The 14,103-nt window shown below is 70.7% G+C and carries 10 protein-coding genes; 1 reads left to right on the top strand and 9 read right to left on the bottom strand.

Annotation, left to right across the window (positions count from 1 at the left end; genetic code table 11):
* Positions 1-107 precede the first annotated feature (107 nt).
* From ABZZ79_RS14445 to ABZZ79_RS14425, 5 genes are all read right to left on the bottom strand, one after another.
* Positions 108-1,157, bottom strand: coding sequence for a hypothetical protein (locus tag ABZZ79_RS14445; protein WP_356689250.1), 1,050 nt, complete (start codon positions 1,155-1,157; stop codon positions 108-110).
* Positions 1,154-1,882, bottom strand: a complete 729-nt coding sequence (gene sigM, locus ABZZ79_RS14440) for an RNA polymerase sigma factor SigM (protein ID WP_356689249.1) — start codon at positions 1,880-1,882, stop codon at positions 1,154-1,156. Before sigM ends, ABZZ79_RS14445 begins: the two co-directional genes overlap by 4 nt.
* An 18-nt stretch (positions 1,883-1,900) precedes the next feature.
* The gene (locus ABZZ79_RS14435; protein ID WP_356689248.1) at positions 1,901-3,595 is read right to left on the bottom strand and encodes a protein kinase family protein; all 1,695 of its coding nucleotides are present in this window, start codon (positions 3,593-3,595) and stop codon (positions 1,901-1,903) included.
* A 118-nt stretch (positions 3,596-3,713) separates the two neighbouring features.
* On the bottom strand, positions 3,714-5,993 hold the full coding sequence (gene murJ, locus ABZZ79_RS14430) for a murein biosynthesis integral membrane protein MurJ (protein ID WP_356689247.1): 2,280 nt from the start codon (positions 5,991-5,993) through the stop codon (positions 3,714-3,716).
* A gap of 44 nt (positions 5,994-6,037) precedes the next feature.
* Positions 6,038-8,440: a DUF6049 family protein gene (locus tag ABZZ79_RS14425; RefSeq protein ID WP_356689246.1), complete on the bottom strand. Its 2,403-nt coding sequence runs from the start codon at positions 8,438-8,440 to the stop codon at positions 6,038-6,040.
* A gap of 307 nt (positions 8,441-8,747) precedes the next feature.
* On the opposite strand from ABZZ79_RS14425, the gene ABZZ79_RS14420 reads away from it, so the two are divergent.
* The gene (locus ABZZ79_RS14420) at positions 8,748-10,190 is read left to right on the top strand and encodes a CCA tRNA nucleotidyltransferase (RefSeq protein ID WP_356689245.1); all 1,443 of its coding nucleotides are present in this window, start codon (positions 8,748-8,750) and stop codon (positions 10,188-10,190) included.
* A gap of 142 nt (positions 10,191-10,332) precedes the next feature.
* Here the strand turns inward: ABZZ79_RS14420 and ABZZ79_RS14415 are convergent, their stop codons facing one another.
* From ABZZ79_RS14415 to ABZZ79_RS14400, 4 genes are all read right to left on the bottom strand, one after another.
* Entirely contained in the window at positions 10,333-10,815 is a 483-nt protein-coding gene (locus ABZZ79_RS14415; protein ID WP_356689244.1) for a hypothetical protein, read from the bottom strand.
* 119 nt (positions 10,816-10,934) lie between these two features.
* A complete protein-coding gene (locus ABZZ79_RS14410; protein WP_356689243.1) occupies positions 10,935-12,197 on the bottom strand; it encodes an MFS transporter in 1,263 nt (420 codons plus the stop codon).
* 81 nt (positions 12,198-12,278) lie between these two features.
* Positions 12,279-13,361: an inositol-3-phosphate synthase gene (locus tag ABZZ79_RS14405; RefSeq protein ID WP_356689242.1), complete on the bottom strand. Its 1,083-nt coding sequence runs from the start codon at positions 13,359-13,361 to the stop codon at positions 12,279-12,281.
* 45 nt (positions 13,362-13,406) lie between these two features.
* Positions 13,407-14,090: a PadR family transcriptional regulator gene (locus ABZZ79_RS14400; protein WP_356689241.1), complete on the bottom strand. Its 684-nt coding sequence runs from the start codon at positions 14,088-14,090 to the stop codon at positions 13,407-13,409.
* Between the last annotated feature and the right edge of the window lie 13 nt (positions 14,091-14,103).

Genomic DNA, 14,103 nt, shown 5'->3' with positions numbered 1-14,103 from the left:
GAGGCGAGGTGAGGCTTGGGGACGTGTGCGACGCCATAGGCGGAGGTGTCCCGGGTCACGCCCCTGAAGTGGGCCACACGCCCCTTCTGTGCGGGGCCGGCCGGGCCTCAGGGACGCGCGTAGGAGTCCTTCAAGAGCACCTCGGCCTTGGCGGCGGAGTCCTGCGCCACGCAGCCCGAGTCGACAACATAGACGGTGACGCGGCTGTTGTCGTTGGCGTCCGGGAGCACGACCAGGAGGGCGTCGCGTCCCTCGTAGACGCCCTGCTCCGTGGCGAGTGCCGGGTCGGGCCGGCCGATGCCCTGTCGGACGCAGTCGGGCACCGAGGGCTGCTGGAGGACCCGCGGTCCCTCGCTGGAGGGGCCGCCATCCACACCGAGGCTGCGTGGGGTGCGCGCATCGCCACTCGCGCTCTCCTTCGCGTTCGCGGCAAGGAGATCGTCGACCTTCCGCTCCAGGGTTCCCGCGGCGAAGGTGTCCAGCGAGGAGGCCTGCTCCTCCTGCCCGGGAGAGCTGGATGGGGAGCCGCCGCCCCACGAGGACAGCAGCACGGAGCCGAGACCCAGGGCGGCCACCGTGAAGGCGGCGCCGAGGACGGCGAACCTGCGCCTCCCGGAGCGGCGGTCCTTGCGACCGGGGCCGGTGGTTGCGCGTGGCCGGCCCGCGGGGCGGTCGGCCGGGGCCGGTGTTTCACGTGAAACGTGTCCGCCGTCGCGCGTGGACGAAGGGGCGGAGGGGGCGGAGGCCCGAGCAGGAGGGGCGTCCGTGACAGAACTGGTCGGTTCGGTGGCTGTGGGCGGTCCGACGGCATTCGGCGGCTCGGTGGCTGCGGCGGCGGGTTGGGCCGTCCCACCGGGCTCGGCGTCGGCGTCGGCTGCGGCGGGGGAGCCGTCCGTCGCCGTGGAGGCGAGAAGGGCCTCCGCCGCCAATGCCGCGTCGATACGGCCCGCCACATCGGCGGGCATCCGCGCCGGGCCCGGCAGGGTGCCGAGCAGGCCCCTGATCTCCTCCAGCGAGGCATAGACGTCCGCGCACAGCTCGCAGCCGTCCAGATGCCGCCGCAGGTCCGTGCTCCGGGACGGCGGCAGCAGACCCTCGGACAGGTCGGAGATCTCGGCGACGTCCGGGTGCCCGGCCGTGTCCGTCGTGGCATTCACGCTCGCCCACCTCCGCCCTTCACTGTGGCTGAGTCGCTCGACCCGGGATTCCGTGGACCGGTGGACCGCGGTCCCGCTGCCGGTGGGACGGATGTCCCCTGCGTCCGGTTCCGCTCCTCCTCCGGGTTTCCGCCGTCGGCGTTGCTTTCCGGCCTCAGATGGGTGAGCAGCGGCAGGAGTCTGGCTCTGCCGCGCGCACAGCGACTCTTGACCGTCCCAGTCGGCACGTCGAGGATGCGGGCGGCTTCGGCGACGGGGTAGCCCTGCATGTCCACCAGGACGAGGGCGGCCCGCTGATCGGGCGGCAGGGTGCCGAGAGCCTCGATGAGCTGCCGGTGCAGGTCGTTGCGCTCGGCGGGCGCCGAGGCGGACTCGTGCGGCTCCAGAAGCCGCTCCAGGCGCTCGGTGTCGTCGACGGGGGAGGTCTTGCGCGAGGCGGCCTTGCGGGCCCGGTCCAGACAGGCGTTCACCGTGATCCGGTGCAGCCAGGTCGTGACGGCCGACTTCCCCTGGAAGGTGTGCGCGGCCCGGTACGCCGACACCAGAGCGTCCTGCACGGCGTCGGCGGCCTCCTCCCGGTCCCCCAGCGTGCGCAGGGCCACGGCCCACAGCCGGTCACGATGCCGCCGCACGAGCTCGCCGAAGGCGTCCGGGTCACCGGCGACATGCCGGGCCAGAAGGGCCTCGTCGGTCTCGTCGGGTGGATCCTGCCGGTCGCTGTGCACGCTCCCTCCCTCGCTTCCTCAGCTGGTCACCTTGATGTCGACCACCCTGCCGCGGTACTCGCCGTTCGACTGCAGCGGCAGCTCGGTGAGCCACACCAGCACATAGCGGGCCTTGAGCTTCTTGGCCGGCTGGAGGTTCACCGTCGTTCCGGAGCCCTCGGTGACCTCGGTGAAGCCGTCGAAGGTCTGCGGTTCGGTCTCCCCGTCCGCGACCAGGAGCTCGACGGAGGTACTGCCCTCGAAGGTGACGCCGACCTTGCCCACCTCTTGGACCTTGCCCAGGTCGAGGATGATGCCGACGCCGGTTTTGAGGTTGCCGAAGTTGGCGTTGGCGTAGTAGTCCGTCTGCCAGTAGGTGCCCGAGGCGCTGTCGTAGATCTTGTCGATGTCCCCCGGCTTCTCGGAGCGGTCCCGCCCGAACGGGTCGAAGTCCCGGGCGCCCTGGATCGCGATCGGCTGCGGCGGCTTGGGCTTGTTCTTGTCGCCGTCTTCCGTCGTCTGGGTCTTGTTCGTGTCGTCGGACTTGCCGCCGCGCTCCATCAGCGCGTCCGCGAGCTGCCAACTGCCCAGCCCGAGGGCGGCGATGAGCAGGGCCGACACGGCCCACTTCAGGACCCGGCCGGTGCCGCTCTGCAGCGGGGGCGGCGGGGCGGCGACGGGCTGGGTGACGCCCGGGTGCGGCGCGGGGCGGCCGTAGGAGCCCTGCTGGTACGTCGTGCGCTGGTACTCCGGCGGCGCGGTGAAGGCCGGCTCCGGCGGGCGGATGCGCGGCATCTCACCGATCGCCTTCACCAGTTCCTCCGGCGTGGTGCAGGCGGCCTCGTGCCGGGAGGCGGTCGCCCCGTCGTTGGCCAGGGCCCGCATGGTGAGCTCGGACAGCCCGCGGTGCACGCCTGCCCGCACCTGGTCGGGAGCGATCAGACCGACGTCCTTGGGCAGCCCGGACAGGCCGTAGGCGTCGTTCTCGTAGGGCCAGCGCTGGGTGAGCGCGGCGTAGAGCAGAGCGCCGATCGCCTCGGTGTCGGTGCGCTGCGGGGTGTCGGAACTGACGCCGCGCAGGGCCGCGTTGACCGCGAGGCCGCGGATGCGCCACTGCCCGCTGGACGTGCGCAGCACGGCGTTGGGGTTGATCCGCAGATGCGCCAGGCCCTCACGGTGAGCGGCGGCCATGGCGGAGCCGATCTGGCTGACCAACTGGTAGGCGTCGTGCGGTTCCAGCGGCCCGGCGGCGAGCAGCGCGGTCAGCTCGGTGGCGTCGGGCAGCCATTCGTGCACGACGTACACCAGGTCGTTCTCCTCGACGGCGTCGAGGACCTGGACGAAGCGGGGGTCGCCCAGCAGGGCGGAGGATCGCGCCGCGGCGAGCACGGAACGGGCACGTGTGTGGTCCGCGGGCAGGATGTGGACACCGACGGCACGGCGGAGCTTCTCGTCGACCGCACGCCAGCTGCTGAATCCGTCCAGGCGGGTGACGCACTCCTCCAGGCGGTAGCGCCTGGCGAGTTTGTGGCCGCTGTGCAGTTCGGGAGGTGAGGTCTTCGCCGGACTCTCGGTCCCGCCACTACCCTGTGCCTGGGTGTTCTCCGTGTCCCGCTCCCCGGTCTGGTCCACCCCGTCGGCCGTGGACTGGTCCGCCTGGTCCGCCTCGGCGGTCAGCGGCGTCTCGCCGCTGTCGTCTGCCACGTCGACGGCAGCCCTGCTCCGTTCCGCCACCGTCGTCTGCCTCCCCATCCGTTGCGCGCCGTACGACGCCGATCCAATTGTGCCCACAGTCCGTCTCTGTGCACGACACACAGGGACGGACGATGGTTGTGCGAGTACTTCCCCCGCTTCAGCGACCCAGTCGCCCGCGCACCATCCCGACCATGGAGTTGAGCTCCTCGATGCGCATCCGGCGGGCGGCGACGTAGAAGACGCCGAGCAGGGCGGCACCGCCGGCCAGCAGCGCCGCGAACGAGCCGACGGCGCCGTGGCCGAGTGTCTGGGTGATGCCGTAGCAGACCGCGCCGCTGAGCACCGCGGCCGGGACCGAGGCGATGCACAGGCGGGCGTACGTCCGCAGCACGCGCGCGCCGTCGAGGTCGCCGCCGAGCCGCTTGCGCAGCCTGCGCCAGGCGACGCCGACACCGATGACGTAGGCCGCGCCGTAGGAGGCGGCCATGCCGACCACGGCCCAGCGGGGCGGCAGCAGCAGGAAGCACAGGGCGGAGGCGCTCGCGTTCACGGCGGCCACGATGACCGTGTTGTAGAACGGTGTGCGGGTGTCCTCGTACGCGTAGAAGGCGCGGAGTACGACGTACTGCACGGAGTACGGGACCAGGCCGAGCCCGAAGGCCATCAGCATGTAGCCCATGTTCGTGGCGGCCTGGGCGCCGGACGAGCCGAAGATCAGGGTGCACATCGGGATGCCGAGGGCGAGGAATCCGAAGGCGATCGGGACGATCGCGACGGCCGTGGTGCGCAGGCCCTGGGAGATGTCGTCGCGGACGGCGCCCGCGTCGGCCTCCGCGGCCGAGCGCGAGATGCGCGGCAGCAGGGCGGCCATCAGGGAGACGGTGATGATGGCCTGCGGCAGGCCCCAGATGAGCTGGGCGTTGGCGTAGGCGCTGAAGCCGGTGCCCTCGATCTTGGTGTCGACGACCGCGGCGGTGGCCAGCTGGGTGACGACCAGGGCGCCCGCCTGGTTGGCGAGCACGAACAGGATCGTCCACTTGGCGAGCATCGCGGCCTTGCCCAGGCCGTGGCCCCTCCAGTCGAAGCGCAGGCGCAGCCTGAACCCGGTCTCGCGCAGGTAGGGGATCATGGCCAGCGCCTGGACGACGAGGCCGAGCAGGATGCCGATGCCCAGCAGCCGCACGCCCTCGTCCGGGATGTTCTCGACGGTCATGCCGGAGTGCTCGGCGGTGCCGTACACCCACAGGAACAGACCCAGCGTCACGATGATGACGATGTTGTTGAGGACCGGCGTCCACATCATCGCGCCGAAGCGGCCGCGGGCGTTGAGGATCTGACCCATCACCACGTGGACGCCCATGAAGAAGATCGAGGGCAGGAAGTACCGGGTGAAGGTGACCGCGACGTCGAACGCGGCGGGGTCCGAGGCCAGCGGGTTCGACAGGGCGCGGACCAGGAGCGGGGCGCCCAGCATCGCGACGACGGTGAGGCCGCCGAGGATCACCATGACCAGCGTCAGCAGCCGGTTGGCGTAGGCCTCGCCGCCGTCCTCGTCGTCCTTCATCGCGCGTACGAGCTGTGGCACGAAGACCGAGTTGAGGCCGCCGCCGACGGTCAGGATGTAGATCATCGTCGGCAGCTGGTAGGCCACCTGGAAGGACTCGCCGAGGAGCACCAGGCCCAGCGCCGAGACGATCATCGCCGAGCGGATGAACCCGGTGAGCCGGGAGACCATCGTGCCCGCCGCCATCACCGCGCTGGACTTCAGCAGGCCCGCGGCGCGACCGGGCTTGCGGCCCTCCGCGGCGCTGGGCGCCGGAGCCGGGGCGGCGGGCTCGGCGGGCGGCGGGACGGGAGCCTGGTACTGCTGCGGAGCGGAGGCTTGGGCCTGGGGCGCGCCGTAGGCCGCCACCGGGGACTGGCCCGGGTGCGGCACGGGCGCGGGACCGGACAGCGGCGGGTGGTCCTGCGGGCGGCTGCCGCCCTGCTGCTGGTCGCGGAAGAGGTGGGCGAAGGCGTCCGGCTGCTCCTCGCCGGCCTGGGTCACCAGGTCGTCGACGCCCACGTACTGGGTGGTGCGCGGGTCGTCGCCGTAGGGCAGGTACTGGGTCGCGCCGTCCGGCTCGGGAGCCGGTGTCTGCGCCCACACACGCGGGTCGGGTGCGTACGGCTGCTGCTGCGGCTGCGCGTACAGCGGCTGCTGCGGGTATGTGCCCGGGGGCGGCGGCGGGTGGGCGGCACGGTCGTAGAGCGCCTCGGACACCGGGTCCTGGGCGGAGAGGTCCTGGGCCTGGTAGGGGTCCTGGTCGTAGGCGTCCTGGAGGTACATGTCCGCGGGGTGCTGCGGCGGCACCTGGCCGTGCTCGGGCGGTGGGCCCTCGGGGTGGCCCGAGCCGCCCACGGCCTGACCGTGGTCACCGTCGTACGGCGCGTTCATCCTTACCCCACCTCATCGTCCCTGGCCCACCGGCCACGACATCCTCAACGGTCCACTCTCTCACCCGTGCCGGACGGGTCCGGGTTTTCCGCTGCGGTGTCCGGTGTCGGGTCACTCGGCTGCTCCGGCTCCCCTGCCCCGGAACGCGCCTGCGACTCCTCGATCTCCTCCGTCTGCTCGGTGAGACGGTCCTCGGGCCCTTCCGGGTTCTCCGGGCCTTCGATGGGCTCGCCCGTGCCGTCGGGGCCGTCGACCTCGGTGTCGCGGGCGGAGGCGCGCTTGCGCTGGGTGTACATCCTGAAGCCCGCCAGCACAAGCAGCAGCACACCGCCGCCGATGACCAGCATGACCGTGGCCGTGATCTCGGTGACCTTCACGTCGAAGCTGACCGGGTCGCCGTAGGCCTGGCCGTCCTCGGTGAACAGCTGGGCGATCACCGTGACCCGGCCGTTGGCGTTGGCGGAGGTGGTGAACTTCACCGACTGGCTGTGCCCGCCGGAGACCGCCACGGGCTGCTCGTTGTACGCCTCGCCACCGATCTCCAGACGGTTCGGGGCGGTGGAGGTGAGCCGCAGGACGAGGCGGTCGACGCCCTGTACGAGGTTGTTCTGGACCGTGACGGGGATCGTGGCGCTGCGGCCGGAGAGCTTGGTCTCGGACTTCTCGATCAGCGAGACCTGGTCGGCGAGGTCGTCGAGGTACTTCTCCACCCCGTCGCGGTAGTTCCGAGCCGCCACGGCGTGACCGCGCCAGGACGTGGACATGGCGCGGTTCATGGCCCGCCCGAACGGCGTCACCACACGGGACTCGTCGGAGAGGATGACCTCGAAGCTGTCGAGCTTCTCCCGCGTCGTGGCGATCTGCTCGAAGGCCTTGCGCGGCAGTTCCTGCCGACGCAGCGAGGACGGGTAGGCGGAGGCGCCGGGCACGGTGGTGGTGGCGCCGGGGTCGGGCTTGGCCGCGGCGGTGTCCGTGAGGGTCTGCGGCTCGTTCCACGTGCCGCCCTGGAGCGCGGTGAGCGCCTGGGCCATGGTGCGGGCCTGGGTCGCGCTGGGCATGCGCTGCGGGGCCACCACGATGCTGCGCTGCTTGTCCGTCTGGAGGTTCAGGGCGAGGTGCTGCGCGAGGAAGCGCTGTACGACGAGCGTCCCGGCCGACGCCGTCGTCAGGTCGCCCTGGAAGGACGTCGACAGTCGGACGTCCGCGACGACCGCGGTGGTGCCGCCGCCGATCGGGCGGGGGGCGGAGGGCGTGTAGGACAGTCCGCCGGTCTCCTGGAGGCTGTCACTGCGCGCGATGACCGTGTCGGCGCCCGCGGAGGTGGCGACCTTGACGATCGACGGGTCGACGGCGCCGTTCACCGGCCAGGCGAAGTCCGTGGAGGGCTTCACGTGGATGATCGTCTCGACCGTCCTGGCGGCGACCTCGGTGGCCTCCTTGAGGTGGCTCAGCGAGCCGGTGACGCTCGTGCCGTTGTGCGCGAGGGACGCCAGGTCCGTGTCGCCGAACGGCAGGGCGACGACCTCCTGGCCGGAGACCGCGTTCTGCAGGTCGGCCAGCCACCGCTTGGCCACGCTCTGGCTGCGGCCCGGCGTGGTCGTGCCGTCCGCGCCCTGGATCTCGTAGGTCTCCGTCATGGCGTCGACGGAGGCCAGCAGGTCCGGGTCGATCACCCAGGTGATGTCGAGGTCCTTGCCGAGCGCCACGAGCTGTTCCAGCCGCCCGCCGGGCGAGAGCTCCTCGGCGAGCCCGTCGTCGAGGAAGACCGGCGTCTGCCGCTCGTTGGACCCGGTCTGCGCGGTCATGTGGACGTCGGAGACCAGTGGCCACAGGAACGTCGTACGCGTCGTGGTGTCCGGCTCGTCGGGCTGCCAGGGCAGGAAGGTCCGCTGGAAGCCCAGCACCTGCTCCCAGGGCTGCGCGGACGTCTCCCCGGAGAGCTTGACGCCTATCTGGTAGACGCCGGCGCCACCGAGGTCGAGGTCCTCCACCGGCACGGCGACGCTGAAGTGCTCCGCGACACCGGGGGTGAGGGCGGGCAGCTTCTGCTCGTCGCCGACCTCGGAGCCGTCCGCGCCCGGCGTGTACCCGGTGCGCTGGAAGGCGTCGTCGATCCCGGAGCGCGTGTCGAACTCCGGACCGAGGAGCAGATCCAGGCGGGCGTCGGTGATCGTCTGCTTGCCCTTGTTGGTGACGGTCCCGGCGACGGTCAGGGTGTCGTCCTCGGTCGGGACGGAGGGGCTGACCGAGTCCAGTGAGACGGTGACCGTGCTGGAGCCGGAGACGGCCTTGGCCGAGGTCTGGCCCGCGGCCTGCGCGGACGGGGCGGCGGTCAGCTGGACCAGGGCGGCCAGCAGTGGGGCGGCGGCGAGCAAGGCTCCGGTGCGCCGCAGCAGACGGCGGGCAGGTGAGGGACTGGTCCCCGGGAAGTCTGCCGCCTCGGCCACGCGCTCGTCCGTCCCTCGTCGTCGTCAGTGGTCGTCGTAATGTGCGTCCACGCATGGTAACGATGCGCGCTGAGGGGAAGTGCCGCGGACTGCTCCACAAGATCGGCACACGCCCGCCCGTCGTTCCTTTTGGGCGCTTGGCCGGGGCGGACACCGATTGCGTTGAGATACGTCACATACGTCCTGACCGGGCGCTTTGGGCGGGTGCCGCGGGCACCGCCGAGGGTCGGCGGTGGGGGTGCCGAAGGGATCGGTCCGTCTTAATGGGGGCGGTGCCGGGCGCTCGGGCCACGTACCCTCTTCTGTTGTGCCGAATGCCAACGAAGACCACCTCATTGCCCCGGAGTACGACCGCGCGGTGACCGAACCGCAGTGGGTCGCTCCCGTCGCCGACGACCTCGCCGGCCGCTTCCAGGCGGCCGGATTCGCGCTCGCCCTGGTCGGCGGCTCGGTACGCGACGCGCTCCTCGGCCGGCTCGGCAACGACCTGGACTTCACCACGGACGCGCGCCCCGAGGACGTCCTGAAGATCGTGCGGCCCTGGGCGGACGCCGTGTGGGACGTCGGCATCGCCTTCGGCACGGTCGGTGCCCAGAAGGACGGCTTCCAGATCGAGGTCACGACCTACCGTTCGGAGGCCTACGACCGGACCTCGCGCAAGCCCGAGGTGGCGTACGGCGACTCCATCGAGGAGGACCTCGTCCGGCGCGACTTCACGGTGAACGCGATGGCCCTCGCGCTGCCGGAGAAGAAGTTCATCGACCCGCACGGCGGCCGGGAGGATCTCGCGGCGCGGGTGCTGCGCACGCCCGGCACGCCGGAGGCGTCGTTCTCGGACGACCCGCTGCGGATGATGCGCGCCGCCCGGTTCGCCGCGCAGCTCGACTTCGAGGTGGCCCCCGAGGTCGTCACCGCCATGACCGAGATGGCCGGGCGCATCGAGATCGTCTCGGCCGAGCGGGTCCGGGACGAGTTGAACAAGCTCATCCTGTCCGCCCACCCCCGCAAGGGTCTGACCCTGCTGGTGGACACCGGGCTCGCCGAGCATGTGCTGCCCGAGCTGCCCGCGCTGCGGCTGGAGAGCGACGAGCACCACCGCCACAAGGACGTCTACGAGCACACGCTGATCGTCCTGGAGCAGGCGATGGCGCTGGAGACCGACGGCCCCGATCTGACGCTGCGGCTGGCCGCGCTGCTGCACGACATCGGCAAGCCGCGCACACGCCGCTTCGAGAAGGACGGCCGGGTCTCGTTCCACCACCACGAGGTGGTCGGCGCGAAGATGACCAAGAAGCGCATGACGGCGCTGAAGTACTCCAACGAGCTGGTGAAGGACGTCTCGCACCTGGTCGAGCTCCACCTCCGCTTCCACGGCTACGGCACCGGCGAGTGGACCGACTCCGCCGTTCGCCGCTACGTCCGTGACGCCGGGCCGCTGCTCGACCGGCTCCACAAGCTGACCCGTTCCGACTGCACCACCCGCAACAAGCGCAGGGCGGCCGCGCTGTCGCGCGCGTACGACGGGCTGGAGGAGCGCATCGAGCAGCTCAAGGAGCAGGAGGAGCTCGACGCGATCCGCCCCGACCTCGACGGCAACCAGATCATGGAGATCCTCGGCGTCACGCCCGGCCCTGCCGTCGGCCGCGCCTACAAGCACCTGCTGGAACTCCGTCTGGAGCACGGTCCGCTGGGTGTGGAGGCGGCGACGGAAGCCCTCAAGGAGTGGTGGGCCAAGGAGCAGGACGCCTGAACCCGCGGGCGCCTATGAGCCGCGCCCGCACCGTGTATGAGAAGGGCGCCATGTTTCACGTGAAACATGGCGCCCTTCTTGCTTCAGCCTCACGACGGGCAACGTTTCACGTGAAACATCGTCCGCCGTCGTGGCCCGTGCCTTACTTGACTGCCTTCAGGCACAGGACGACGTCGTGGCCCTCACCGGTCTGGTAGTAGGCGACCTCGGTCTCCTTGACCGTGTTGCACTTGTCGGTGTCGCTGGTGTCGTCGAACTTCTCGATCACCTTGTACTCCGCGTTGCTGGAGGTGCAGTCGACCGTCTCAAGGTCCGCCTGGGTCATCGAGCCCTTGTTGTGGAGGCAGGCGCCCACGGAGGTGGTCTCGGCGTCGGTCTTGCCGAACTGCCACTTGAGCACGGCGATGATGATGGCGATGACGATGAAGCCGGCGATGCGCAGCAGCTTCTTGCTGAAGCGCTTGGCCGGCGCGGGCGGCGGAACCGGCGCGCCCTGGCCGGGCATCCCGTACGGCTGCTGCGGCGGGACACCCGGCTGGCCCGGCTGCGGCGCGCCGGCCGGGGACTGGGCGTACGGGTTCTGACCCTGGGCGAACGGGTTGCCCTGAGACGGCGGAGTGGACATGCGGGGGTCCCCCTTGATGCGGTGCGACACGCATAAGAAGCGGATAAGACCCACGTAAGGTAGCGGCCCCCTGTGACAGTGGCGGAGGCGGGAGTGGCTCTGTGGCACTCGTGTGACATTCAGCGGCGTTCAAAACGGGCCATAGCCACCGCAACGGCGCCGTAGATGACGGCCACGGTGAACACCAGGACGACCGAGCGGCCGTCGGGCGGGAGCATCAGCGAAGCCACTCCCGCCGCCCCGACGAAGGCGATGTTGAACAGGACGTCGTAGACGGAGAAGACCCGGCCGCGGAAGCCGTCGTCTACCGAGGACTGGACGATGGTGTCGGTGGAGATCTTCGCGCCCTGGGTGGTGAGCCCCAGGACGAAGGCGGCCGCGAGGAGCGGAGCGGTGGCGAAGGGCAGGCCCAGCGCGGGCTCCAGCACGGCGGCGGTCGCGGCACACACCGCGATCCATCGGCCCGCCCCGAGCCGGCCCGCCGTCCAGGGTGTCAGCACCGCCGCCGCGAAGAAGCCGGCCCCGGACAGGCCGAGCGCCACCCCGAGCAGGGCGAGCCCGTCGTCGGTGCTGGACGTCAGGGCGTAGCGGCAGAGCATCAGCACCATGACCGACAGGGCGCCGTAGCAGAACCGCATGAGCGTCATCGCGCCGAGCGCCCAGGCGGCCTCCCTGCGCGGCGGTGCGGCCAGGTGCCGGATGCCCGCGGCCAGGTCGCGGGCCGTGCCGGACAGGGCCGTCCCCAGCCGAGGCTGCATCAGGCCGGTGTCCGGGCCCAGCAGTTCGCGCGGGATGCGCAGCGCGGCGAGGGCCCCGCACAGGTACAGCGCGGCGCCCAGGAACACCACGGCGGCGTCGGAGTCGGCGACCGCCAGCCGCACCACGAAGGCGAGGCCGCCGCCCGCCGTCGCGGCGAGCGTGCCGGCCGTCGGGGACAGGGAGTTGGCCACCACCAGCCGCTCCTTGTCCACCACGCGCGGCAGCGAGGCCGACAGGCCCGCCAGGACGAAGCGGTTGACGGCGGTGACGCACAGGGCGGAGACGTAGAAGAGCCAGTCGGGGACCTGGCTGACCATCAGCAGCGCGGTGACCGTCGCGAGCACGGCGCGCAGCACGTTGCCGTACACGAAGACCTGGCGGCGCCGCCAGCGGTCCAGCAGGACTCCGGCGAAGGGGCCGACCAGCGAGTAGGGGAGCAGCAGTACGGCCATCGCGGAGGCGATCGCGGCCGCGGAGGTCTGCTTCTCGGGGGAGAAGACGACATAGGTGGCGAGGCCGACCTGGTAGACGCCGTCGGCGCCCTGGGAGAGCAGTCGTACGGCGAGCAGGCGCCGGAAGTTCCCGAAGCGCAGCAGGACCCGAAGATCACGTACGACGGCCATGAGGCACAGCCTCACATACGGGGAGGGTCCCCGGGGCGCAATGCCTCGGGGACCCTCAAGCCCAGGAAGAGAACAGCGTCTTTAGCGCTCGACCTCGCCCTTGATGAACTTCTCGACGTTTTCGCGGGCCTCGTCGTCGAAGTACTGCACCGGCGGGCTCTTCATGAAGTAGCTCGACGCGGACAGGATCGGACCGCCGATGCCGCGGTCCTTGGCGATCTTCGCGGCGCGCACGGCGTCGATGATGACACCCGCGGAGTTCGGGGAGTCCCAGACCTCGAGCTTGTACTCCAGGTTCAGCGGGACGTCGCCGAACGCGCGGCCCTCCAGACGGACGTAGGCCCACTTGCGGTCGTCCAGCCAGGCCACGTAGTCGGACGGGCCGATGTGGACGTTCTTCTCGCCCAGGTCCCGGTCGGGGATCTGCGAGGTGACGGCCTGCGTCTTGGAGATCTTCTTGGACTCCAGGCGCTCGCGCTCGAGCATGTTCTTGAAGTCCATGTTGCCGCCGACGTTCAGCTGCATCGTGCGGTCCAGGATGACACCGCGGTCCTCGAACAGCTTCGCCATGACGCGGTGCGTGATGGTGGCGCCGACCTGGGACTTGATGTCGTCACCGACGATCGGGACTCCCGCCTCGGTGAACTTGTCCGCCCACTCCTTGGTGCCGGCGATGAAGACCGGCAGGGCGTTGACGAAGGCGACCTTGGCGTCGATGGCGCACTGGGCGTAGAACTTCGCCGCGGCCTCGGAACCGACGGGCAGGTAGCAGACGAGGACGTCGACCTGCTTGTCCTTGAGGACCTGGACGACGTCGACCGGCGCCTCGGCGGACTCCTCGATGGTCTCGCGGTAGTACTTGCCGAGGCCGTCGAGGGTGTGGCCGCGCTGGACGGTCACGCCCGCGGAGGGCACGTCGCAGATCTTGATGGTGTTGTTCTCGGAGGCGCCGATGGCGTCCGAGAGGTCGAGGCCGACCTTCTTCGCGTCGACGTCGAACGCCGCGACGAACTCCACGTCACGGACGTGGTACTCGCCGAACTGGACGTGCATCAGGCCCGGGACCTTGGACGCCGGGTCGGCGTCCTTGTAGTACTCGACGCCCTGCACCAGCGACGCGGCGCAGTTGCCCACGCCGACGATGGCTACGCGAACCGAACCCATTCCGGTTGCTCCCTGTGTGTACTCGGTGAAGCCCTTGCGGGAGCTTCACGTGGCGGTGTCGTCGGGCGTATCCGACCGGGGGGTTTCCCCGGACCGGGGCAGGCCGCCCGTCGCTCCAGTTGTGGTGTCCTGCTGAGCGGGCTCCCCGGCGGCGGAACCACGAAGGTCCCGACCGGCCCGCTCGCTCTCGATGAGCTCGTTCAGCCAGCGCACTTCGCGCTCCACGGACTCCATTCCGTGGCGCTGGAGCTCAAGGGTGTAGTCGTCGAGGCGCTCCCGGGTGCGCGTGAGCGAGGCGCTCATCTTCTCCAGGCGTTCCTCAAGGCGGCTGCGGCGGCCTTCGAGCACGCGCATGCGCACATCCCGAGAGGTCTGCCCGAAGAAGGCGAAGCGGGCGGCGAAGTGCTCGTCCTCGTACGCGTCGGGCCCCGTCTGCGACAGCAGCTGCTCGAAGTGCTCCTTGCCTTCCGCCGTCAACCGGTAGACGATCTTGGCGCGCCGGCCCGCGAGGGACGCGGCGAGGGCGTCCTCGGGCGCGCTCCCCGGCTCCTCGATCAACCAGCCGTTGGTGACCAGCGTCTTGAGGCAGGGGTAGAGCGTCCCGTAGCTGAACGCGCGGAACACACCCAGTGACGTATTGAGTCGTTTGCGCAGTTCATAGCCGTGCATCGGAGATTCGCGGAGCAAGCCGAGTACGGCGAACTCAAGGATCCCGGAACGCCGGCTCATCGTCGCCTCCCCT

This window comes from Streptomyces sp. NPDC006458, assembly GCF_040612135.1.
Classification (GTDB): Bacteria; Actinomycetota; Actinomycetes; order Streptomycetales; family Streptomycetaceae; genus Streptomyces.
Note: the sequence above shows the minus strand (reverse complement) of the source record. Positions and strands in the feature narration are given on the sequence as shown.

Excerpts from the sequence above, each read along its gene's own strand:
- murJ (WP_356689247.1), bottom strand. The coding sequence starts at position 5,993 with ATGAACGCGCCGTACGACGGTGACCACGGTCAGGCCGTGGGCGGCTCG.
- ABZZ79_RS14415 (WP_356689244.1), bottom strand. The coding sequence starts at position 10,815 with ATGTCCACTCCGCCGTCTCAGGGCAACCCGTTCGCCCAGGGTCAGAAC.
- ABZZ79_RS14410 (WP_356689243.1), bottom strand. The coding sequence starts at position 12,197 with ATGGCCGTCGTACGTGATCTTCGGGTCCTGCTGCGCTTCGGGAACTTC.
- ABZZ79_RS14405 (WP_356689242.1), bottom strand. The coding sequence starts at position 13,361 with ATGGGTTCGGTTCGCGTAGCCATCGTCGGCGTGGGCAACTGCGCCGCG.
- ABZZ79_RS14400 (WP_356689241.1), bottom strand. The coding sequence starts at position 14,090 with ATGAGCCGGCGTTCCGGGATCCTTGAGTTCGCCGTACTCGGCTTGCTC.